General features: G+C 55.8%; 20 protein-coding genes and 1 pseudogene. 6 read left to right on the top strand and 15 right to left on the bottom strand.

Annotation, left to right across the window (positions count from 1 at the left end):
• The first annotated feature begins 8 nt into the window (after positions 1-8).
• Positions 9-971, top strand: a complete 963-nt coding sequence (locus tag WD071_RS00660; RefSeq protein WP_368046352.1) for a glucokinase — start codon at positions 9-11, stop codon at positions 969-971.
• Between the two features lie 27 nt (positions 972-998).
• On the opposite strand, the gene WD071_RS00655 is transcribed toward WD071_RS00660, so the two are convergent.
• Together WD071_RS00655 and WD071_RS00650 are read right to left on the bottom strand one after the other, a co-directional pair.
• Positions 999-1,916 (bottom strand): hydroxypyruvate isomerase family protein, encoded by a 918-nt coding sequence (locus WD071_RS00655; RefSeq protein WP_368046350.1) that lies wholly within the window; start codon positions 1,914-1,916, stop codon positions 999-1,001.
• Positions 1,900-3,180 carry an MFS transporter gene (locus tag WD071_RS00650; protein WP_368046349.1) on the bottom strand — a complete coding sequence of 427 codons (1,281 nt, stop codon included), beginning with the start codon at positions 3,178-3,180 and terminating at the stop codon, positions 1,900-1,902. The genes WD071_RS00655 and WD071_RS00650 overlap by 17 nt, the downstream gene beginning before the upstream one ends.
• A 200-nt stretch (positions 3,181-3,380) precedes the next feature.
• Between WD071_RS00650 and WD071_RS00645 the strand changes: the two genes are divergently transcribed.
• From WD071_RS00645 to WD071_RS00635, 3 genes are read left to right on the top strand one after another with little or no spacing between them, the layout of a single operon-like run.
• A complete protein-coding gene (locus tag WD071_RS00645; protein ID WP_368046347.1) occupies positions 3,381-4,541 on the top strand; it encodes a Gfo/Idh/MocA family protein in 1,161 nt (386 codons plus the stop codon).
• Complete coding sequence (locus WD071_RS00640) at positions 4,538-5,605, top strand: sugar phosphate isomerase/epimerase family protein (protein WP_368046346.1); 1,068 nt, start codon at positions 4,538-4,540, stop codon at positions 5,603-5,605. The genes WD071_RS00645 and WD071_RS00640 overlap by 4 nt, the downstream gene beginning before the upstream one ends.
• Positions 5,606-5,634: 29 nt before the next feature.
• Positions 5,635-6,381 (top strand): DUF1080 domain-containing protein, encoded by a 747-nt coding sequence (locus tag WD071_RS00635; RefSeq protein WP_368046345.1) that lies wholly within the window; start codon positions 5,635-5,637, stop codon positions 6,379-6,381.
• Positions 6,382-6,443: 62 nt separating this feature from the next.
• On the opposite strand, the gene WD071_RS00630 is transcribed toward WD071_RS00635, so the two are convergent.
• Positions 6,444-6,968: a DUF4329 domain-containing protein gene (locus WD071_RS00630; RefSeq protein ID WP_368046344.1), complete on the bottom strand. Its 525-nt coding sequence runs from the start codon at positions 6,966-6,968 to the stop codon at positions 6,444-6,446.
• A 191-nt stretch (positions 6,969-7,159) separates the two neighbouring features.
• Here WD071_RS00630 and WD071_RS00625 point away from each other — a divergent pair, with 191 nt between their 5' ends.
• Positions 7,160-8,143 carry a winged helix-turn-helix domain-containing protein gene (locus WD071_RS00625; protein WP_368046343.1) on the top strand — a complete coding sequence of 328 codons (984 nt, stop codon included), beginning with the start codon at positions 7,160-7,162 and terminating at the stop codon, positions 8,141-8,143.
• Here WD071_RS00625 and WD071_RS00620 read toward each other — a convergent pair.
• The 11 genes and pseudogenes from WD071_RS00620 to WD071_RS00570 form a co-directional block, all read right to left on the bottom strand.
• Positions 8,134-8,994, bottom strand: coding sequence for a TIM barrel protein (locus WD071_RS00620; protein ID WP_368046342.1), 861 nt, complete (start codon positions 8,992-8,994; stop codon positions 8,134-8,136). The genes WD071_RS00625 and WD071_RS00620 overlap by 10 nt on opposite strands.
• Before the next feature lie 36 nt (positions 8,995-9,030).
• Entirely contained in the window at positions 9,031-9,567 is a 537-nt protein-coding gene (locus WD071_RS00615) for a gluconate 2-dehydrogenase subunit 3 family protein (protein ID WP_368046341.1), read from the bottom strand.
• 25 nt (positions 9,568-9,592) lie between these two features.
• On the bottom strand, positions 9,593-11,278 hold the full coding sequence (locus WD071_RS00610; protein ID WP_368046340.1) for a GMC oxidoreductase: 1,686 nt from the start codon (positions 11,276-11,278) through the stop codon (positions 9,593-9,595).
• Between the two features lie 42 nt (positions 11,279-11,320).
• The gene (gene purT / locus WD071_RS00605; protein WP_368046339.1) at positions 11,321-12,538 is read right to left on the bottom strand and encodes a formate-dependent phosphoribosylglycinamide formyltransferase; all 1,218 of its coding nucleotides are present in this window, start codon (positions 12,536-12,538) and stop codon (positions 11,321-11,323) included.
• A gap of 46 nt (positions 12,539-12,584) precedes the next feature.
• Positions 12,585-14,195, bottom strand: coding sequence for an amidohydrolase family protein (locus WD071_RS00600; protein WP_368046338.1), 1,611 nt, complete (start codon positions 14,193-14,195; stop codon positions 12,585-12,587).
• 40 nt (positions 14,196-14,235) lie between these two features.
• A pseudogene (locus WD071_RS00595) lies at positions 14,236-15,864 on the bottom strand (ABC transporter substrate-binding protein); the annotation flags it as partial.
• Between the two features lie 127 nt (positions 15,865-15,991).
• A complete protein-coding gene (locus WD071_RS00590) occupies positions 15,992-16,273 on the bottom strand; it encodes a DUF2160 domain-containing protein (protein ID WP_368046337.1) in 282 nt (93 codons plus the stop codon).
• Between the two features lie 16 nt (positions 16,274-16,289).
• Complete coding sequence (locus tag WD071_RS00585; RefSeq protein WP_368046677.1) at positions 16,290-17,042, bottom strand: carbohydrate ABC transporter permease; 753 nt, start codon at positions 17,040-17,042, stop codon at positions 16,290-16,292.
• Between the two features lie 65 nt (positions 17,043-17,107).
• The gene (locus WD071_RS00580) at positions 17,108-18,004 is read right to left on the bottom strand and encodes a carbohydrate ABC transporter permease (RefSeq protein ID WP_368046336.1); all 897 of its coding nucleotides are present in this window, start codon (positions 18,002-18,004) and stop codon (positions 17,108-17,110) included.
• Positions 18,005-18,063: 59 nt separating this feature from the next.
• A complete protein-coding gene (locus tag WD071_RS00575; RefSeq protein WP_368046335.1) occupies positions 18,064-19,164 on the bottom strand; it encodes an ABC transporter ATP-binding protein in 1,101 nt (366 codons plus the stop codon).
• On the bottom strand, positions 19,152-20,261 hold the full coding sequence (locus tag WD071_RS00570) for an ABC transporter ATP-binding protein (RefSeq protein ID WP_368046334.1): 1,110 nt from the start codon (positions 20,259-20,261) through the stop codon (positions 19,152-19,154). Before WD071_RS00570 ends, WD071_RS00575 begins: the two co-directional genes overlap by 13 nt.
• Positions 20,262-20,393: 132 nt before the next feature.
• Between WD071_RS00570 and WD071_RS00565 the strand changes: the two genes are divergently transcribed.
• Positions 20,394-21,332, top strand: coding sequence for an NAD(P)-dependent oxidoreductase (locus WD071_RS00565; RefSeq protein ID WP_368046333.1), 939 nt, complete (start codon positions 20,394-20,396; stop codon positions 21,330-21,332).
• Between the two features lie 6 nt (positions 21,333-21,338).
• Here WD071_RS00565 and WD071_RS00560 read toward each other — a convergent pair whose 3' ends face one another.
• On the bottom strand, positions 21,339-22,988 hold the full coding sequence (locus tag WD071_RS00560; protein ID WP_368046332.1) for an aminotransferase class V-fold PLP-dependent enzyme: 1,650 nt from the start codon (positions 22,986-22,988) through the stop codon (positions 21,339-21,341).
• Between the last annotated feature and the right edge of the window lie 214 nt (positions 22,989-23,202).

Below are 23,202 nucleotides of genomic sequence, written 5' to 3'. Positions count from 1 at the left end.
CTTCAGCAGTGCAACCAATAACCACCACTGATACGGTGCTGGTGGCCGATATCGGCGGAACCAACGCCCGCTTTGCACTGAGCGGCCCTGATCAGGTACTCAGCAATGTGACATCACTGCGCTGCCAGGACTTTGATGATATAAACGGGGCAATCACCACCTACCTGCAAAGCTGTCAGAGCCGACAGCCGCAACGCATCTGCCTGGCCGTAGCGGCAGCAACTGATCAGGACATGATAAAGCTGACCAACAACCACTGGCAGTTCAGCCAACATGCGCTGACACAGGCTTTTGCCATGCCCGTGACCACGATCAATGATTTCACCGCGCAGGCCTGGTGTCTGCCTGGTTTGCGCGAGGCTGATGTCACGTGGATACAGCCGGTCGGCCCGGATGACATCCACTGGTCACAGGGTAACCGTTGCATCGCCGGTCCCGGCACCGGTTTTGGCGCCGCCACCATGACCCTGGGTCGGGAAGTGCTTGAGTCCGAACCCGGCCAATGCGCGTTCGCGCCGCTGACGCCGCGACAACTCGCCATTCTGGTGCATTTATGGGACAGCTACCCGCGCGTGACCGCGGACTATTTGTTGTCGGGACCCGGCCTTGGCAATATCTATTCGGCCATTTTTGTCCTGAACACGGGCAAATCCGCCGACACAACGTCAGCAGCCGACATTGTGTCGGCCGCCCGGCACGGCGATCAGATCGCGCAGCAAAGTCTCGACGAGTTTTCCCGAATACTGGGCGCCGTTTGCGGTGATATCGCATTAAACATGGGCAGCCTCGGTGGTTTTTTCCTGTCCGGTGCCATGTTGCAAAAACTTGGCACTTTATTTAATAAAGCGTTATTTATTGCCGCATTTACCGACAAAGGCAGTTTCAGCAGCTGGTGCCAGCGTGTGCCAGTGGCCATGGTCAACGTCACCGATCCGGGGCTGAGGGGGTGCGCCGCTTTCAGTCAGCGCTGACAATCTGCTCAAACCCGGAAGAGGTATTCAGACATCACAGATCGTCACCGCCTGCGCCAGTGAGGCAATTCGCGCCTCATCGCTGCGCACACCATCGGGGCCATCCCGACGCGGTATGAACTCCTGCGCCACGTAACCATCAAAACCGGTCGCCAGGATCGCCTTCATGATAGCCGGATAATACAACTCCTGGCTGTCATCAATTTCATTGCGCCCCGGCACACCGGCGGTATGGTAGTGACCAAACCATTGATGGTGATCCCGGATTGTGCGAATCACATCCCCTTCCTGTACCTGCATGTGATAGATATCGTATAACAATCTAAAATTGGGTGACCCGATACGTTCACACAAAGCAATACCCCATTGCGAGCTGTCACACATATAGTCGGGGTGATCAATCTTGCTGTTGAACAGTTCCATATGAACCACAATATTGTGCCGCTCAGCCAGGGCCATGATCTGCTTCAAACCATCAGCACAGTGCTGCAGACCGCTTTCGTCGTCCATGCCATCGCGGTTGCCACTGAAGCAGATCAGGTTACGGTAGCCGGCCTGCGCCATTAATTCTATATGTGAGGTATAGTTCTGAATCAATCTGCCATGATAGTCGGGCCGGTTCCAGCCTTCAGTCAAACTGATCTCGGCCCCATTGCACATGGAGCAGTCGATATTGTGGTTCTTTAATATCTGCCATTGTTCAGGGCCAATCAGATCTATCGCGGAAAACCCGATCTCGTTGACGACCTGACAAAGTTCTTCCAGCGACAGAAAGTCATACGTCCATTGTGCGACTGAGTGCTTTATATTGCCTCTGCCAACAAAACTGCCCTGATCCCGCGACATCGCCTGAGCGGACACGCTTCCGGTGGGCGCGGCCGCCAGTGCCAGCGAACTCAGCGCCGCCCGCTTTAACAATTCACGCCGGTTAAGAGACTGGCTCATGATCTTTCTCGCTTTTGAATGTGAAGGTAAAAAACAGCAGTATGGCCAGGGCCAGCGCTGCAGGCATGATCCAGAATGCAAAAGCACTTTGTTGCCAGCCTGCCATTGACGAACCGTCCAGTGCGATGCTGTCGCCCCACCAGCCCAGCATATAATTGCCGACCAGCATGCCGGCGCCATAAGTCAGCAGTGCGAACAGCCCCTGGGCGCTGGCGCGAATTGCCGTCGGCGCCTTGCGGTCCACATACAGCTGACCGGTGACAAAAAAGAAGTCATAACAAATACCGTGCAAGGCAATGCCAAAAATCAACAGCGCCGCAGACTCAGGAAAACTGGCAAATACCAGGTAGCGAAGTGCCCACGCCGCCATAGCGACCACCAGCATCCATTTGAAACCAAAACGTATCAGGAAGAACGGCACCAGCAGCATGAACAGCACTTCGCTCATCTGCCCGATGGCCATGAACGAAGCGGACTGTTCACCAAAGGCCATGGCGGCCACAAAGTCGTTGGTGCGGGCATAATAAAATGCCAGAGGTATACTGATCAGAAAACTGCTGAGTGCAAAAATAAAAAAATTGCGCTCGGCCATCAATTTGACGGCATCAAGACCAAAGGTTCTGCTGAGACTGAAACGTTCACCTTTAGCCTGTGGCGGTGTGGCCGGCAAGGTCAGGCTGTATACCCCATAAAACAGCGACACAATCGCCGCCATTCTTAATGGCACATTGGACGCCTGCGCATTGTCCACGCCGGTTATCACCTGCAGTAACGGAATTTCCACCCAACCCAGTATTGTCTGCGCAACCACAAAACCTGACACAATCCAGCCGATCGTGCCCCAGACCCGAATAGCGGGGAATTGTCGTTCCGGGTTGGCGATATTGGAAAACGCAATGGCATTGGCCAACGCCAGGGTCGGCATATAGAGCATAAAGTAAACGAACATCACCCAGATAAATGTACCCGGATCATTTACGGAGGCGGCGTACCACAACAGCCCGGCACCTGCGAGCTGGCAAACAGCATTAAGACGCTCGGCATTGAAGTAGCGGTCAGCCAGCAATCCTACAAACAGTGGCGCCAGTAATGCAGCCCAGTTATGAGTGGCATAAGCCTGACCTATAATACTGTTAATGCCGGTTTCGCCCTGGAACACAGACAACAGATAACTGCCCATGGTGACAAAGAATGCCCCCCAGACAAAGAACTGCAGGAACATCATCACGCTGAGGCGGGTAATAACGTATCGATCTGAACTCATAAAGTAGCTTCCCGGTCTGCTTGTTATTGTTTGCCGACTACATTCGTTCTAGACTCTGATGTTAACAAGAAACGACTATCAGAATCCGGAATTTTTATGACACGCTGCTCACACGTCTCTGCGCACTTACAGTGGTTCAAGTAGTTGTGCAAAATAGTTGTGCAAACAGTTTATACACAAATTTGCCTGGCCAGAACCCTATGAACAAACTGAAACTCGGCATGGTGGGCGGCGGCAGCGGCTCTTTTATCGGTGCCGTGCACCGCAAAGCCGCCGCATTGGACGGCCATTATGAACTGGTCTGCGGCGCGTTCAGCAGTAACCCGCGTAGCTGCGCCGATACGGGTGCCGCACTGGGCCTGCCCTCAGCGCGAAGTTATGAGTCCTATACCGACATGTTCCGTCGGGAAGCGGCACTCCCCGATGCTGAACGTATGCAGGCTGTTGCTATTGTAACGCCCAATCATTTGCATGCCGCACCCGCCATGGCAGCCATGCAGCATGGGTTTCATGTCATCGTCGACAAACCTCTCGCGTTAACCCTGGACGAAGCCAGACAGATTCAGCAGGTCATGCAGACCACCGGCTGCCAGTTGGCCCTTACCCATACCTATGCCGGTTACCCCATGGTGAAGGAAGCACGACAACTGGTAGCGTCGGGCAAGCTGGGACGCATCCGTAAAATACTGGTGGAGTATCCGCAAGGCTGGCTGAGCCACCCGATTGAGCAGGACGGCAACCGACAGGCGTCATGGCGCACAGATCCCGATCGTGCCGGCGCCGGCGCCATAGGCGATATCGGCACACACGCCGCGCATCTGGCCGAATATATCAGCGGCCTGTTCATCACGGAACTGTGCGCAGAACTCAATACCGTGGTCGACGACAGGCAAGTCGATGATGATGCCGCCGCCCTGCTGCGCTTTGCCGGTGGCGCCACCGGCACATTGATCGCAACCCAGGTGGCGACCGGCGCAGAGAATAACCTCAGCATCCGCGTCTATGGGGAACTGGGCGGGCTGGAATGGTCTCATCAGGATGCAGACTCTTTACTGCTCAGGATGCATGAACAGGCACCACAAATTTATCGCCGTGGCGCCTCGTATCTGTCTGCTGCAGCGACCAACAACTGCCGTTTGCCGCCGGGGCACCCGGAAGGTTTTATCGAGGCATTTGCCAATATCTACAGCAGTTTTGCCCGCAGGCTGCGCAATGCCGGGGACACACCTTCTCCTGCAGAATTGTCCGCCACCGGCTACGACTTCCCTTCCATAAACGAAGGTCTGCGCGGCATGGCATTTATCACGGCAATGCAGGCGTCAGCGAAATCCACGCAAAAATGGACGGCTATCACTTTATGAGCACTCTGAAGACAATCAAGGGCCCTGGCATTTTTTTGGCCCAGTTTGCTGATGACAAGGCACCGTTTAATACCATTGACAACATCTGCGAGTGGGCATCGTCGCTGGGCTACAAAGGCATCCAGATTCCGACCTGGGACACGCGGCTGATTGACCTGGAGAAACTGGCGGCGAGCAAAACCTATGCCGAAGAGTATCAGGGCAAAATTGCCGAGCGGGGCCTGGAGATCACCGAATTAAGCACACATTTACAGGGTCAGCTGGTTGCGGTGCATCCGGCCTACAATGAAATGTTCGACGGCTTTGCGCCTGAGCACCTGCGTGGCAAGCCGACAGCCCGCACTGAATGGGCGGTGAATCAACTCAAAATGGCAGCCAAGGCCAGTCGTCACCTGGGCATTGATGTGCACGCGACTTTTCCGGGTGCACTGATGTGGCATACCGTCTACCCATGGCCTCAGCGGCCTGCCGGCCTCGTTGAACAGGGTTTTGCCGAGTTGGCACGGCGCTGGCTGCCCATTCTGGATGAGTTCGACACGCACGGCGTCGACGTCTGTTATGAAATCCATGCCGGCGAAGATCTGCATGATGGCGTGTCCTACGAACGCTTCCTGGAAGCCAGCGGCAATCATGCACGCGCGCGTATTCTGTTTGATCCCAGCCATTTTGTATTGCAGCAGATGGACTACCTGCAGTTCATTGATATTTACCACGACAAGATTGGCATGTTTCATGTCAAGGATGCCGAATTCAATCCTTCTGGTCGCAGCGGTATTTACGGCGGTTATCAGGACTGGATAGATCGCCCCGGGCGCTTCCGTTCCCTGGGTGATGGCCAGGTGGATTTTGGAGGTATATTCAGCAAGCTGAGTCAGCATGGTTTCGACGGCTGGGCTGTGCTGGAATGGGAGTGTTGTATCAAACACCCTGAACAGGGTGCCGCAGAAGGTGCTCCCTTCATCCGGGATCACATGATTACGGTGACCGACAAAGCCTTTGACGACTTTGCCGGCCAGGCCGCCGACGCCGAACTGAACAGAAAAATTCTGGGACTCTCATCCTGATACCGCGCCACAGCCATGAGGACTGGACCATGAAACCTGTTACCACGCTCACCCTCGTTACTGCCCTGTTCGGGATGATCTTGTTTACGCCCGTGCGTCACTATGCTGCTGCTGATGATCACGCAGACGACCACTCAGACGACCAGGACGAAGGTTCATGGATCACCCTGTTCGACGGAAGCTCCACCGATGAATGGCGGCTTTACAATGCCCCTCATTTCCCATCTGAAGGCTGGGTGATTGAAGATGAAACACTGGTGCTGCGACCCCGTGCCGATGGCCGGGCCACCGGCGACATCATAAGCAAACGAATTTTCCGTGATTTTGAGCTTCAGCTTGAATGGATGGTCGAGGAAGGCGGCAACAGTGGTATTTTCTATCACATCCTGGAGCAGCCCAGCAAAGCCATCTACTGGTCAGCGCTGGAGATGCAGGTGCTGGATGACGAGAACCACCCTGACAGCTTTCTCGGCGTCAATGGCAACCGTCAGGCAGGTTCCCTGTATGATCTGCTGCCCATCTCACCCAAGACAGCGCGGCCTTTTGGGCAATGGAATGAGGTTCGCATTATTTCCCGGGGTCCGTTTGTGGAACACTGGCTCAACGGAGAACGCGTGCTGCACTACGAGCGCTGGACGGTGGAATGGTTTGCCATGCTGCGCGACAGCAAATTTCGTGAGCACAATGAGTTCGGCGCCCTGCAACAAGGCCACGTTGGTCTGCAGGATCACGGCGACGTAGTCAAATACCGCAATATAAAAATTCGCGAACTCTGAGCACCCCACTCACCGGGGACTGAGCGTTAGCTCCGTCCCCTTGACATCCTCCCTGGGCACCTCTAACTCAGCAACCGCCCTTCTGCCACATCGCCACTGTCGCTCAACCCCATACGGCGCGACTGCAGTCTGCCCATAACCGGATCGCCCGGGCGATAAACGCGCAGCTCGCCTTCGGCATTCATCAGATAAAATGGCACCTCCCAGTCATTGGCCAGACGGGTATCTGTTCCGGAAAAATACCGCCGGGTCCAGTGGTGTGCACCATGAGTATGCCAGAACGCTACCAGTCGACTGTGCTCAGGCAGCCGAATCGACACGCTGACCTTATCCTGCCCGGCTCCTCCTGAGCCCACCGTGTAACCGTATAACATCTGCTCATTGATTTCCTGCAGAAATATGGCGCCCATGAATTCAATGTCCCTGACCACCGATGTGGGATTATAGACAGCCACTGCGTCCTGGACAGCAGCCAATTCGGTATGAAACCGGGGCCCCTGAACCAATGCGCCGTTTTCAGTCACAGCCATGGCACCGGGGACTACCATGAAACCCGCGCACATCATCGCCAATGTAATTGAAAGCATGATATATCTCCTTTGCTGGGAGACACAGTGTCGCGGGACAAGACCTGCAATTACCGGCGCAAAACCTCAAGAATGCTCCCCGACCGTCTCGAAGTCATGGCAAAACCTTCGGAAAACCTTCGTTTTCCGGCACGGGTATTGACGGCATCAGGCTTTTGGGGTTTATTAGCGTAAAAATCACGGAGTCAATCATGGCACCCTCCGACGCTTGTTCCCGACACAACGACACGATCTATCACTTGGGCGACTGGCAGGTATGGGCAGGCCCGGGGATGCTCGTGAAGGGTGAGTTCCGCATGCATGCCGAACCCAAGGTCATGGACGTTCTGCTGTGCCTGATTCGGAGTCAGGGCAGGCTGGTGACCCGCGACGAATTATTGCGTGAAGTCTGGCCCCGGGTGGTTGTTAATGAAGAGGTGCTGACACGGGCCATTTCCGAGTTGAGGACTTTACTGGGAGATGTCAGCCGTGAGCGGCGCTATATCAAAACTGTTCCCAAGCGCGGTTACATGCTGGTGATGCCGGCAGTAGCCGTCAGTGCTGAAACCCCGCCGGACCAGCGCCACGATGTGCCGCGCAAACAGACTCACGCCAGACTGACAGCATGGCACGTTGCGGGTATGTGGATTGCCCGACCGGGCCTCATGTCAGCCACCGTTCTGGTGGTGACCCTGATCAGCTATGATTTCTGGGCACGGATGGATGCCAGGCCAGTGACATCAGCCAGCCTGGATTCAGCACAATCTGCACCGCAGCTGAAGTTGCAAAGGGAGCTGGCATCCATGAGTAATGCCCTTAACGTCGGCAACGCAACAGGCCAACTGCTCGACGGTAACTACAGACAAATCCTGTTGGCGCCCCTGACAGTCCTTACCGACGATGACCAGACTCGCGCGTTCGCTGCCGGACTGACGGCGGATCTGCAACATGAACTGGCGCAGCAACCGTCGTTTCAGGTTGTCAGTCAATCGGATAGTGCGGCATTGCAACCGGAGCTGACTCTGGGTGGCAATGTCCGGATTTATCAGCAGCAGGCGCGGATAAACCTGCAGTTGGTAGAAACGCAAAACGCCATTCTGGTGTGGAGCGGCAGCTTTGAAGTCCCGTTGAGTTCACCGCTCAGGGTGCAGTCCTTCATCGCAAAGCGTGTCAGCAACGAACTGGCTCAGGCATAATCAAACTGACGCATATACCCCGCATTGATCCGTGCACTTTCCAGCGGTGTTGTACCCGCGTACGACTCCTGTTCCACCATGAAATAGCGCATGCCATGGTCATAAGCCACCGGCAGAATGGACGGGTAATCGATAATGCCCTGCCCCAGTGTGGTTGAAGCCAAAAACGAGTCTGCGGGCATATCTGGCAAGCGATCTTTTACATGAGAAAAAGCAAACCGGCCCGGGTATCTGCGAATCCAGGTCAGCGGATCCTGCCCGGCGGCCACCAGCCAGAAAATATCAAGCTCAAAGTCCACCAGATCGGGGTCTGTATTCTGCATCAACACATCATGCGGGAGGGTGCCATTCAATGCAAAGAACGTGTAGTGATGGTTGTGGTAGGCAAATCGCAGCCCCACATCACGGCAAATTTCACCACACCGGTTGAAACGGTCAGCAAAGCGACGGTACTCATCAAGTGAGTCCTGCGGCCCTATCATGGGACAGATCAGATACTGCATGCCTGCCTCTGCTGCATCGTTGGCCTTGCGTTCAAAGCTGTCTCCTATACTGCAATGGCTGGCGACAGCATCCATACCCAGTTCACGCACAAAGCGACCAAAATCCGTCGGTGACCTGCCCCAGAACATACCTGACGGGCCCTCATAACTCTGTATCTGTCGGTAGCCGAACTGCGCCAGCTGCTGCAATACGGCATCGGGATCGGCGGGCATGTCATCACGCAGGGTATACAGCTGAATACCAAAAGGATAGGAATCCTGACTGGAATCCGATGAGCAGCCAGCCAAAGTCAATTGACTCAGCCCGGCCAGTGCAGCACTCATTTTTAGAAAGTTTCTTCGTTGCATCTGCATAAGTTCCATTGAAAAATACGTGCAATTGAATCAAATCGCCCAGGCAGTCTCGCCTTCCTGATAGGGAAAACAACCATCATAACGACCGGGAACCGGCACCAGCCGCAAAACCTGGGTCTGTACAATTTCCGAGGTAAAATAGGCAAACAGCGTCAGTTGTTTGATCATGATGAAATAATGCGCCGGATCGCTCAGCGCACCTGGATAACTTCTGGCCACCTGATCCAGTTCACTGACAAACCCGGTGCGCTGTTGCGCAGAAAGGTCGGAAAACGCCAGCCCAAACCGCACCTGACATTGTTCACGGAACTCGGCCAGTCCTTGATAAAAAACAGCCTGATTTTCGGCGCTATAACAGTCTTCAACTATTTTTATCATGAACGGCGCCACCCCGGCATCTTTAGCGCCGGGTGTGTCAGTACGCGGGATGATGGTTTCGGCAATATCTGACAACAGACTCTCGTCGCTGCCGGCGATTGCTTCGCTGCGAGAGTTTGCGTTGCTGGTGCAGGCGGAAAGCAGAACCGGGCTGCCAATCATGGCATAACCGGTTGCGGACATTATCATTGTTAAAAGTTCACGTCTGTTCATGTCACAGGTTTCCTCTTTTCAATTCTGCTACCGCGAAGTCCGCTGCCCGGGCGGTCAGCGCCATATAGGTTAACGAGGGATTCACGCAGGATGCCGACGTCATGCACGCACCATCGGTAACAAACACGTTCAGGGCGTCCCACACCTGATTGTGCTCATTCAGCACAGAGGTTGCCGGATCACGCCCCATACGGGCGGTGCCCATTTCATGAATCCCCATGCCGGGCGCATAGCCGGCATCACGTCCCCGGACATCCTTGACGCCTGCTGCCTCCAGCATTTCCACCGCATCGGCAATCATTTCTTTGCGCATGGCAAACTCATTGTCTTTGATGCTGACATCAAAAGACAGAATCGGCAGCCCCCACTTGTCCGTCTTTTCCCGGTTCAGGAAAATCCGGTTTTCGTGATACGGCAACATTTCCCCGAACGCAGTCATACCGATGGTCCAGTCCCCCGGCTGCGTCAGCGCCTGTTTAAAATCGGCACCAATATTCAGCTCACTGATATCGCGACTCCAACCGGTGCGGCTGGCTGCCCCCTGATAGCCGAAGCCGCGTACGTAGTCACGTCTGTCAGCACCGATATTGCGAAAGCGCGGCACGTAAAAACCATTGGGGCGACGCCCATAATAGTATTTGTCTTCATAGCCTTCCACCCGGCCAGACGCGCCCAGACGGAAGTGATGATCCATGACATTGTGTCCCAGCTCACCACTGCTGCTGCCCAGGCCGTCTGGCCAGACATCGGTGGCAGAGTTCATCAGAATCCAGGTAGAATTGAATGCCGATGCGTTAAGGAACACCACTTTGGCCTTGTACTCAATGACCTCATTGGTTTCCGCATCCACTACTTCAACCCCGGTCGCGCGGCGCGTGTCCCGGTCATACAACACGCGCGTGACAATGGAAAAAGGCCGCAGGGTCAGATTGCCCGTGGCCATCGCTGCCGGTAAGGTCGTGGACTGAGTACTGAAGAATGCGCCAAATGAGCAACCACGCCAGCATCGGTTGCGATACTGACACTGCACCCGGTTCTGCTCCGGACGGGACTCTGTGATATTTGCCACGCGACCAATAAACAGGTGGCGCTCGCCGTTAAAGTGAGACTTGATACGTACCGCCACATCTTTTTCGACGCAGTTGAGATCCATCGGCGGCAGAAAGTTACCATCGGGCAATACATCAAGCCCTTCTTTGGAGCCACTGATGCCGGCGAAACCTTCAACATAGTCGTACCAGGGCGCCAGATCCTCGTACCGGATCGGCCAGTCAACCGCGATGCCTTCGCGCAAATTGGCCTCAAAATCCATCTTGTTCCAACGGTAACTTTGCCGACCCCAAAGCAGCGAACGTCCACCCACCTGATAGGAACGATACCAGTCGAAGCGCTGGATCTCTTCATAAGGTGAATCCTGTTCATTGGTCCAACTGCCCAGCGTCTGCTCGTTCAAGGGATAGTCGCGACGCAATACAGGGTAGTCCTCAATCAATTCCCGGGTACGCATGTCACGATGCGGGAACTCCCAGATTTCCTTGTTTTCATTGACGTAGTCCTTGACGTGTTCCAGGCTTCGCCCGCGTTCCAGCATGATAACCTTGAGACCTTTTTCTGCCAGCTCCTTCGCTGCCCAGCCGCCGCTGATACCGGAGCCAACTACGATTGCGTCATACTCGTTGTGGTTCATAAGATTCCCGTGAGTTATTGTTATCAGTATCATTCACAATGGTCAGAGACTGACCTTGATGCTGCGCGCAACGTGCAGAGCCTTCTGAACAGCACCATCAATGTTTTCATCACGTGCCAGCGCGACACCCAGCCTGCGTTCGCCATGTACTTCCGGCTTGCCAAACAGCCGCAGATCGGTATCCGGTTCAGCCAGCGCCTGTTCAAGATTGCCATATTGCATATCGTTGGAATCACCGGCCACCAGCAGCACAGCCGAGGCCGATGGCCCCAACTGCCGGATCACCGGAATCGGCAGACCCAGAATTGCGCGCGCATGGAGCGCGAACTGCGACAGGTTCTGTGAAATCAGGGTGACCAGGCCGGTATCGTGGGGACGCGGCGACACTTCACTGAAATAGACACTGTCGCCTTTGACAAACAACTCGACCCCAAACAGTCCGAAACCACCAAGGGACTCTGTGACGGCAGCGGCAATACGTTGCGCTTCGTCAAGTGCCGTGGCACTCATGGCTTGCGGCTGCCATGATTCACGGTAGTCGCCCTGTTCCTGTCGATGTCCTATGGGCGCGCAGAAGCTGGTGCCATCGCGATGTCGCACGGTCAACAGTGTAATCTCGTAGTCGAAGTCAACAAAGCCTTCAACAATGACCTTGCCTTTGCCTGTGCGACCACCTGATTGCGCGTAATCCCAGGCGCTTTCAATATCTTCGGCACTTTTCACTGTGCTCTGACCTTTGCCTGAGGACGACATGATGGGTTTGATGACACAGGGCAGACCGATGTCGTTGATGGCATTCAGATATTGCGCTCTGGTTTCGGCAAACTGATACGGTGAGGTGGACAGGCCCAGTTCCTCAGCCGCAAGGCGCCGGATACCTTCCCGGTTCATGGTCAAGCGTGCCGCCCGCGCCGATGGAATCACATGCCATCCCTCGCTTTCCAGACTCACCAGTTCATCGGTGGCAATCGCCTCGATCTCCGGCACCACAAGATGGGGCCGCTCCTCTTCTACCAGCGCGCGCAAGGCGGCCCCGTCCAGCATGTTGATGACGTGACTGCGGTGGGCGACCTGCATGGCAGGCGCGTTGGCGTAGCGGTCTACAGCGATCACTTCGCACCCGAAACGCATCAATTCAATCACAACTTCCTTGCCCAGTTCGCCGCTGCCCAGAAACATGATCCGGGTCGCATGAGGAGCAAGAGGGGTGCCCAGCGTGATGGAGCTCGACGATGTATTCGGAACAGAACTGTTTGTCATTGATTAATCCAGACTAAATCAGGCAGAGCTACGTTAACGTTTTTAATCAGCGGTAATCACCCGAACGCAGCACTCTGCCGGGCAACACCCCTGTCATATCGCCATCCAGCAGCACTGCCTGGCCATTGACAAAGACATGCTGCACTCCCCGGGCATACCGATGCGGTGCGTCAAACGTTGAGCGATCAATCACCTCAGCCAGATCAATGACCGCTATATCAGCCATGGCGCCGATCTCCAGGCGTCCGCGATCATACAGATTGATTCGATCGGCCGGTTTCATGCTCATTTTGTTGATGGCCGTATATTGCGGCAGCACATTTTCGTCGCGTGAATAATGTCCCAGCACACGGGCAAAGGTGCCATAGTTACGCGGATGCGGCACCCGTTCCGACGGCCCCTCAATGCCACCGTCGGAGGCGATCATGGTACGTTCATGGCGCATGATATTGCGCACATCGTCCTCATCAATGGCGTGAAACACAGCACTGCAATTGCCCGCGTAAACCAGTTCCATTAACAGCTCGGCGGCATTCTGATGACTGACATTACGCTCCTGCAGGCGCAGAATCTCGCTCAGATTCAGACCGTTGATAGTATTGTCATGCGGACAATTGGCAATGCCGACGTTGGCCGGATCATCGCCACCACGATCTACCTCGATATTGTACACAATGTCGTCTTTCAGGCGCTGGCGTTGATCGGGGTCATCCATGCGCGCCAACAGGGCCGCACGCCCACCGTCGAGACTCCAGCCCGGAAACAGAATGGTCAGACTGGTTGATGATGCCGTGTAGGGATACTGATCAATGGAAACGTCCACACCCCGGGCCATGGCTTCATCAACCAGACGCAGGGTTTCCACTGAATTGCCCCACATCGGCGCGCCGACAATTTTGTGATGCGTTATCTGCGTGGGCAAGCCGCCCTCTTCGCCAATGCGTATGGTCTCGGCAACACTGTCGAGCACAGCCAGGCCTTCCTCGCGCATATGACTGATATAGATACCGTCATACGCCGCCGCCACCCGGGCCAGTGCAATCACCTCGTCGGTCTGGGCAAAACGTCCCGGCGCATAAATCAGACCCGATGACAAACCAAAAGCACCTGCTTCCATTGCCAGTCTGACCTGCTCCTGCATCAGCTCCAGCTCAGCCTCTGTTGCCGGCCTGTCATCTTCGCCAACAACCAGGCCACGAATGGAGCCATGTCCGACAAAGGTAGCGAAATTGACCGCTGCCGGCGCCGCCGCCAATGCATCAAAGGTGTCGGTAATCGGTAACGGGGAACTGCCATCTGGACCACCGACGATGGTAGTGACTCCCTGACGAATCAGGTTCTCGGCATCAGGCCAGCGGAAAATGCCGTCATTCAGATCATCGCGCACCGCATGGCTGTGGATATCAACAAACCCGGGCACAACCGCCAGGCCGGAAACATCCAGCGTCAATGCTGACTCTCTGCCACCAAGCTCGCCGATGGCAACAATGCGATCATCAATGATACCGATGTCGCCGGCTACCGGTGGCGCATCAAGACCGGAATAAAGCATGCCGCCCGTAAGCAGTATATCCAGTGGTTCGACAGTAACCTCCTCCTGCTCGACAGAACAGGAGGTCAACAACGCGATAGCGGCTATCCGGGACAGTATTTTCATGCTCTGACTCTACTCCAGATTGTGATAACGGGCAATTGCATCACTGCCAACTTTGCACCAACTCATCATAGTCCACGGTCAATGGCGTCGGCTTTTCATTCGCCAACGGTGGCTTGGGCGCACCAGGCTGGGCAAACCAGTATTCACGACTCTGTGGCTCGTTCAGCCGTGGTCCGCATTCGCCCAGGACATTGGCCCGTTCCAGGCGCTGCATCAAACGGTCCTGATCTGCGGCCAGCGAGGTCAGTGCCTCCTGTGGCGTTTTGGCACCCGAGGCGGCATCGCCGATATTCTGCCACCACAACTGCGCCAGCCTGGGATAGTCCGCCACATTGGTGCCAGTGGGTGTCCACTGCAGCCGCGCCGGCGAGCGGTAGAACTCCACCAGACCGCCTAGCTCATCCGCGCGTTCGGTAAAGCTTTCGTGACGAATATCAGAGTCACGGATAATGGTCAGGCCCACGTGGCTCTTTTTCAGCGACACCGTTTTTGAGGTGACAAACTGCGCGTACAGCCAGGCCGCACTGGCCCGATCAACGGGTGTGGATTTCATCAGCGTCCAGGCCCCGGCATCCTGATACCCCAGTTTTTGCCCCTCCTCCCAGTATGCGCCGCGCGGCGACGGTGCCATGCGCCACTTGGGAGTACCGTCCTCGTTCATGACCGGCAAACCTGGCCTGACCATGTCGGCGGTAAAGGTGGTGTACCAGAAAATCTGCTGCGCGATGTTACCCTGTGCCGGCACCGGCCCGGCTTCACTGAACACCATGCCGGCCGCTTCCGGTGGCGCATAGTTCTGCAACCATTCGACATATTTGGTCACCGAATAGACTGCCGCCGGGCCGTCGGTGGCACCGCCGCGCTCAACACTGGAGCCGACCGGGCGACAGCCATCAACACGAATGCCCCACTCATCTACCGGCAGGCCGTTGGGGATACCCACATCACCCGCACCGGCCATGGACAGCCAGGCATCGGTGAAGCGCCAGCCCAGCGAGGGATCCTTTTTGCCGTAGTCCATATGGCCGTACACCCGACGTCCATCAATGGTGCCGATGTCATTGGTGAAAAATTCAGCAATGTCCTCATAGGCAGACCAGTTCACCGGCACCCCCAGTTCATAACCATATTTGGCCTGAAACTGCGCTTTAATCTCCGGGTCAGTAAACCAGTCGTAACGGAACCAGTACAGATTGGCGAATTGCTGATCAGGCAACTGGTAGACTTTCCCGTCCGGGGCCGTGGTAAACGACAGCCCGATAAAATCTTCCAGATCCAGCGTCGGCGAGGTTACATCGCGGCCTTCTTCAGCCATCCAGTCGGTAAGATTACGCACCTGCTGGTAACGAAAATGCGTGCCAATAAGATCTGAATCATTGACATAGGCATCATAAATATTTTCACCGGACTGCATTTGTGTCTGCAGTTTTTCCACCACATCGCCTTCACCGATCAGGTCATGTGTCACTTCAATGCCGGTGATCTCGGTAAACGCCCGCGCCAGCGTCTGCGCCTCATATTCATGTGTGGTCAGGGTTTCCGAGACCACTTTGATTTCCATACCACGATAAGGTTGCGCCGCGTCAATGAACCACTGCAGTTCGCTCATCTGCTCATCGCGGCTCAGCGTTGACGGCTGGAACTCGTCCAGCCAGCGTTGGGCCGCTTCGGTATCGGCCAGCAAGGGTGATGCCGACAGTAGCAGCAGCGGACTGGCCGCGCCGACCAGCGCAGCGATAGCCGTTTTTTTATGCAACATGACACGTCTCCAGTTATTGTAATGATTCGGAAAAATTTCAGACCAGCAGAAATACCATCAGTGCAAACAATACACACGCCAGCAGCGCCCACCACAGCGGCGGACCGGCCACCGCCAGCCACGCCAGGTTAATAAAAGCACTGCCCAGCAAGGTGACAAACAGACGATCACCACGCGTGGTTTCGAATCTGAGAATTCCCTTACGCGGTTGACCACCGGGGCTGATTGCTTCCCAGACACACATCGCGACAATGAGACCGCCAATGACAGCAAAAAAAATTGCTGTGGGAGTAGTCCAGGCCATCCACGATAAATCCATTGCCTCTCCTGTCCGTCTATACACGCCCGAGGGCAAAACCCCGGGCGATATGGTTGCGCACAAAATAGATCACCAATGCCCCGGGGATCACTGTTAATATTCCCGCCGCAGCCAGCACGCCCCAATCCAGACCTGATGCCGATACGGTTCGGGTCATGATTGCCGAGATCGGTTTGGCATCAGTGACTGTCAGGGTACGTGCGATCAGCAGCTCCACCCAGGAAAACATGAAACAGAAAAATGCCGCCACACCAATGCCTGACGCTATCAGCGGCATGAATATTTTGCCAAAGAATCTGGGAAAGGAGTAACCATCTATGTAGGCAGTTTCGTCAATTTCCTTGGGCACGCTGGACATGAATCCTTCGAGAATCCACACCGCCAGCGGCACATTGAACAGACAGTGCGCCAGTGCCACTGCAATATGGGTATCGATCAATCCAAAAGCGGAATACAGCTGAAAAAAGGGCAGCACAAATACCGCCGGTGGTGCCATGCGGTTGGTCAGCAGCCAGAAGAACAGATGCTTGTCGCCAAGAAACCGGTAACGTGAAAAAGCGTACGCAGCAGGCAAGGCCACCGCCAGAGAGATGACCGTATTCATCACCACATAAATCATGGAGTTGATGTAACCACTGTACCAACTCGCGTCGGTGAGAATGGTCCGGTAGTTCTGCAAGGTAAATTCCTGTGGCCACAACGAAAACGTCGAGAGAATTTCCTGATTGGTTTTGAAGCTCATCATCAGCAGCCAGTACAACGGCAGCATCAGAAACAGAATATAGAACGTAGGCAGCAACCAGCTCTTGCTGGTTCCGGCACCGGTCACAGCGCTCATGATTGACCCCCTCCCTGTCTGTTGTCGGTCACCGACTCGCTGTCCTGATGGGTCATCACGGTATAGAACACCCAGCTGATGACCAGGATGATCAGGAAATAAATCAGCGACATGGCAGCAGCCGGCCCGAGATCAAACTGACCAATTGCCATCTGCACCAGATCTATGGACAGGAACGTAGTGGCATTACCGGGCCCGCCACCCGTGACCACAAACGGCTCGGTGTAGATCATGAAAGAATCCATAAAACGCAGCAGCACCGCAATTACCAGTACCCGCCGCATCTTGGGCAACTGAATATGACGGAACACCGCCCAGCGCGAAGCACCGTCTATGCGAGCGGCCTGATAGTACGCATCAGGAATCGACACCAGACCGGAATAACACAACAGCACCACCAGACTGGTCCAGTGCCAGACATCCATCAGAATCAGTGTTACCCAGGCATCAAAGGTGTCCTGGGTATAGTTGTAATCCACGCCCAGGGCCGTCAGGGTGTGGCCCAACAGGCCAATGTCTACCCGGGCAAATACCTGCCAGATGGTGCCCACCACGTTCCAGGGAATCAGCAACGGCAAGGCCATCAACACCAGACACACCGAGACCCCCCAGCCACGCCTGGGCATGGCCAGCGCCACGGCGATGCCCAGCGGTATTTCGATCAGCAGAATGATGGCGGAAAACAACAGATTGCGCATCAATGAATTGTGGAAGCGCTCTGACGCCAGCACTTCCTGAAACCATTCCAGCCCGACCCAATAGAACTCGTTATTGCCAAACGAATCCTGAACCGAATAGTTGACGACCGTCATCAGCGGAATAATGGCACTGAAGGCAACCAGCAACAGCACGGGCAGCACAAAAAACCAGGCTTTGTTGTTCCAGGTTTTCATGTATAGCTCCAGGTCTTCATGAATAGCTCCAGGTTTTCATGGGCAGCTCCAGGTCTTCATCAATCGTCCTCCCAGCTCACCAACTGCGAATTCTGGTAGATACAGATTCTGCTTTGATCAAACACCACCCGGGGTTGAGCGGGGATCGGCTGGTGCTCCGGCACAATGATATCCAGTGTATGGCTGTGCAGTCTGGCCCGCGCAATGCGGTGGCGACCCACATCCTCAACGCCGACAATCTGCACCGGCAGGCCTTCACCACTCTGTGCGCCCGTGTCACCGCCCGTGCCAGCGAGGCGAACGAACTCAGGGCGTATGCCCAGCTCGATGACACCCGCCAACGCGGGATACTCACGCGCCAGCGCAACCGCATAGCCGTCAATGATCGCTTCTGCGCCCTGCAACTCACAAGGCAGAATATTCATGCCCGGCGACCCGATAAATCTGCCCACAAAGGTATGCCGGGGTGCATCAAACAGTTCCTGCGGCGTGCCCATCTGCACCACCTCACCGGCCAGCATGACCACTACTTTATCAGCAAAGGTCAGTGCTTCTGTCTGGTCATGTGTCACGTAAATCATCGTGTGTCCAAACTGGCGGTGAATCTGCTTGAGCTGGGTGCGAAGCTGCCATTTCAGATGCGGGTCAATCACTGTCAGAGGCTCATCAAACAGGATAGCGTTGACATCAGTGCGGACCAGGCCACGGCCCAGGGAAATCTTCTGTTTATCGTCTGCGCTCAGGCCCCTGGCCTTGCGATTAGCCAGCACTTCCAGGCCCAGCAGGGTGATGGCCTGCTGCACCCGCTGTTGAATGTCTGCCGCAGCGAGCTTGTCGGTGCCGCGCCGGTTGCGCAGCGGAAAAGCCAGATTCTCTGCCACCGTCATGGTGTCGTACAGCACTGGAAACTGGAATACCTGAGCAATATTGCGGCGCTCTGTCGGCAACGCGCTGACATCCACATCATCAAAAAACAATTGACCCTCGCTGGGCTGCAGCAACCCTGAGATGACATTGAGCAGTGTGGTTTTGCCGCAGCCCGATGGGCCCAGCAAGGCGTAGGCGCCACCGTCATGCCATGCATGGGACAAGGGCTTCAGGGCGTAGTTCGCACCGCCATCATAGGAATGGGCAATATTATTGAGTGTTATTTTTGCCATGACTGCTCCGGCGCCAGCACCAGGCGGCCCGTATTATCAAACAGGTAGATTTTCGCCGGGGAAAAATACAGCGGCAACGCCGTGCCCACGTCCAGATGCCGTACTCCATGGCTGAGACTCACCCAGGATTGCGCACCGACCTGCGCATGAACATAGGTTTCCGATCCGGTAATTTCGGTGACCTTCACCAATCCGTCCAATGCGCACCCGGCCGGGACTGCAGCATCACCCTTATCCTGATCCTGCTCCGGTTCCAGCGCCAGATGCCAGGGGCGCAGGCCCAGCGTGTAGTCACCGTCAGGCAGCGCTGCCTGCGCGTCAGAAAGGGGAATCACAAATTGATCCAAACGCAACTGCGCGCCGTGCTTGCTGACTCTGGCCACATTAAGCGGGGGATCTGAAAACGTTTGCGCAGTGACCAGATCGACCGGTCGCTGGAACACATCGATGGTGCGGCCAAACTGGGTGACACGCCCCTCATGCAGGGTGGCAGTGTTACCACCGAGCAACAGTGCCTCGGAAGGCTCCGTACTGGCATACACCAGAATGGCGCCCAGCTCGGCAAATATACGGGGCAGCTCCTGGCGCAGCTCTTCGCGCAACTTGTAATCCAGATTGGCCAGCGGCTCATCCAGCAATACCAGTTGTGATTGTTTTACCAGCGCTCGGGCAATGGCGGTGCGCTGTTGCTGACCACCGGACAGTTCCGCGGGACGCTTATGCAGAAAATCAGTCAGCCGGAGCAGGTCGGCAGCGTGGCGCACTTTCTGGTCAATCTCGGCTGCGGCCAGGCGTGCGACTCGTAACGGCGAGGCGATATTTTCGTAGATGGTCAAGGTGGGATAGTTGATGAACTGCTGATAGACCATGGCCACACGGCGCTTCTGCACGGGTATACCCAGGACACTGACACCATCCAGAAGAATGTCGCCCGAGGTCGGTCTGTCCAGCCCGGCCATCAGGCGCATCAGACTGGTTTTGCCAGACAGGGTTGGCCCCAACAGCACATTCATCGATCCGCGTTCCAGCTGCAGACTGACATCGTGGATATGATCCTCGTTGCCCAGTCGCCTGCTCACGCCTGCCAGTTCAAGCATCCCCTGTCCTATCTTTGTTATCGTCGTCGTAAATTGTTGCGGACGGTTGTGTTGTTATGTTCTGTTGTTATTTTGCTCCTGCATTATTAACACATTAAACTGGGCTTTTGCAGTACCTGACAGGATATTCGAATGAAAGCAGTGCTTCTTGACGCCACCAGTCTGGGCGACGATGTTGATCTGACACCGATGGCAGCGGCAGTGGATGAACTGGTCATTCACCCGCACAGCGAGGCAGACCAGTGTATCGCCCGGTTGGCCGACGCCCAGATCGCGATTTCCAACAAGGTGGTGCTGGGGGCGGACACGCTGGCAGCCTTGCCCGAACTCAAGCTGATCTGCGTGATGGCCACCGGCACCAACAATGTTGATACCGACGCGGCAGCCAGACTGGGTATCACCGTGCGCAACATCACTGCCTACGGTACCGCCAGCGTCGCGCAACACACCCTGATGCTGATGCTGGCGCTGGCCAACCGCCTGCCACTCTATCAACAGGATGTCCGCAACGGGCACTGGCAGCAAAGCACGGCCTTTTGCCTGATGGATCACCGCACCCTGCAACTTGATGGTAAACATCTGGTGATTGTCGGACAGGGAGAACTGGGGCATCGGGTGGCGCAACTGGCCACAGCGTTTGGCATGCAGACAAGCTTTTGTGCACGTCCGGGTAACGAAACCAATGATCAACGCAGACCTCTTGCAGAGCTGGCCCCCAAGGCCGATGTGATCAGCCTGCACTGTCCGCTCACCGAACATACCCGCCATCTGGTCAACCAGGCCATGCTTGACACCATGAAGCCAGGCACACTGCTGATCAACTGCGCCCGTGGCGGCATCGTTGATGACGAAGCCGCACTTGAGGCCCTGCGCCGGGGCCGGCTGGGCGGCCTGGGTGTTGATGTTCTGCCCACAGAGCCGCCCCGGCATGGTCATGCCCTGCTGTCAGCACTGGCAGAGAAACTCAACCTGATTGTCACGCCACACAATGCCTGGATAACGCCGGAAGCACGGCAGAACGTGGTGGAACTGACTGCCGCCAATCTGCGCAAGGGCGTGGCAGATCATTAACACGGATTATGGCACCTGGGTCTCGCGCGGCAACACAAACCAGCGGATGGCTTCGTGCTCAGCACACAAGGTCATTGTGCAGGGTGATGACACCACCTCATTGCTGCACAGCAGCGCTTCGGCAGCCGCCAGTTCGTCGACAAGCGTCATTGAATGAGCCGATGCTGCCACTGCCGATTTCGCCTGTTGCCAGTCCAGGCCGGCCAGCGGATCCGGACGCACGCTGTTGGCATCCTGATGCCGCCACACGCCATGCACGGCATCATATCGATAGCAGCGCAGCAAGCGCCAGCCATGTTCAGCCACCAGTGCCAGCGCACCCAGCAGGTAGTCCAGCTCGTCTGCATCGATGAAGTAATTAAAATTGAGACGCACCCAGCCGGGTCTCATCAAACCCGCACCTGACACCACTGCTGCCTCCACGCGCTTGCTCAAGGCCATGTCCATGCCCAGCAGGCTGTGCGCGTACGGCCCGGCGCAGGAACAACCACCGCGCGCCTGAATGCCAAACAGGTCGTTAAGCAAAGACACCACAAAGCCGTAGTGCAGCTCCTTGTCGCCGTGCCAGAAGCGCAACGAAAATATCGGCAGCCGGTGCGCATTGGCACTGCCCAGCACTTCAATATTGGGGCAGGCCTGCAGGCGTTTCATCACGGTGGCCGCCATTGCCTGCTCCCGTGCCTGGATCTCGTCGATGCCCACCTGCTGCTGCAGGGAGAACACCAGGCCAGCACGGATGGATTCCACAATGGCCGGTGTGCCGCCCTCTTCCCGGCGCTCGATATCGGTGACATAAACATGGTCTTGCGGCGTGACATAAGACACTGTGCCGCCGCCCACCATGGCCGGCACGGTGTTGTGGAATACCGCCCGCTTGGCGACCAGAATACCTGGCGTACCCGGGCCGCCAACAAATTTGTGCGGCGACAGAAACACCGCATCCAGTGGCTGTTCACCGTTCATATCGATGCGTACGTAAGGCCCCGCAGCAGCATAGTCCCAGCACGCCAGTGCGCCATAACGCCTGAGCAATGCGGTGACGGCAGGCACATCCGACCTGATGCCGGTGACGTTGGAGGCTGCAGAAAAACTGCCGATCAACAAACGGCGCCCCTGATGCCTGACCAGCGCCCGCTCCAGTGCCGCCAGATCAATGCCGCCCAGCTTGTCCAGTGGGATCAGTTCCAGCCGGGCGATGCTTTCACGCCAGGGCAGCTCATTGGAATGGTGTTCGTAGGGGCCAATAAAAACCACCGGTCTTTCGTCTTCCGGCAGCGCCGCTGTCAATCGGCAACGCTGATCGAGATCAGCGGGCAAACGCAGGTTCAGGACATCAATCAATTTGTTGATGGCGGCGGTCGCACCGGAACCACAAAAAATCACCTTGTCATCGGCATTCCCGTTAACGGCCCGCCGGATGATCTGCCGCGACGACTCTCGCAACGCCGACGTGCGCGCGCCGGTAAACGTAGTCTCAGTATGGGTATTGGCGTAGTACGGCAATACCTGTTCACGGATATAGTCCTCAATAAAACCAAGACCACGGCCCGACGCTGTGTAGTCGGCATAGACCAGCGGTTTGTCACCAAAGGGTGTGGCGATGGACAGGCGCTGGCCAATGACATCCTCACGAATTTTCTGAATCAGCTTGTTCATGGTGGTCTCAGATCGGAACGGATGGGCTGTTAGTGGTCATTTAAAGCTCATCATAAACAAAATGCCATGAAACATTGTTCCCATTTGTGCCATATAACGGCCTTATAATGGTACTTTATCTCATATTAATATATATTTAAGAGATATTTTTTCGCTTATAAGACTCTCGTTTCAAGACTCTCGTTTCAAGACTCTCGTTTCAAGACTCTCGTTT

Origin of the sequence: Pseudohongiella sp. (genome assembly GCF_040877505.1) — a bacterium.
In the GTDB taxonomy this organism is placed as follows: Bacteria; Pseudomonadota; Gammaproteobacteria; order Pseudomonadales; family Pseudohongiellaceae; genus Pseudohongiella.
This window is presented reverse-complemented; position numbering and strand designations above follow the sequence as displayed.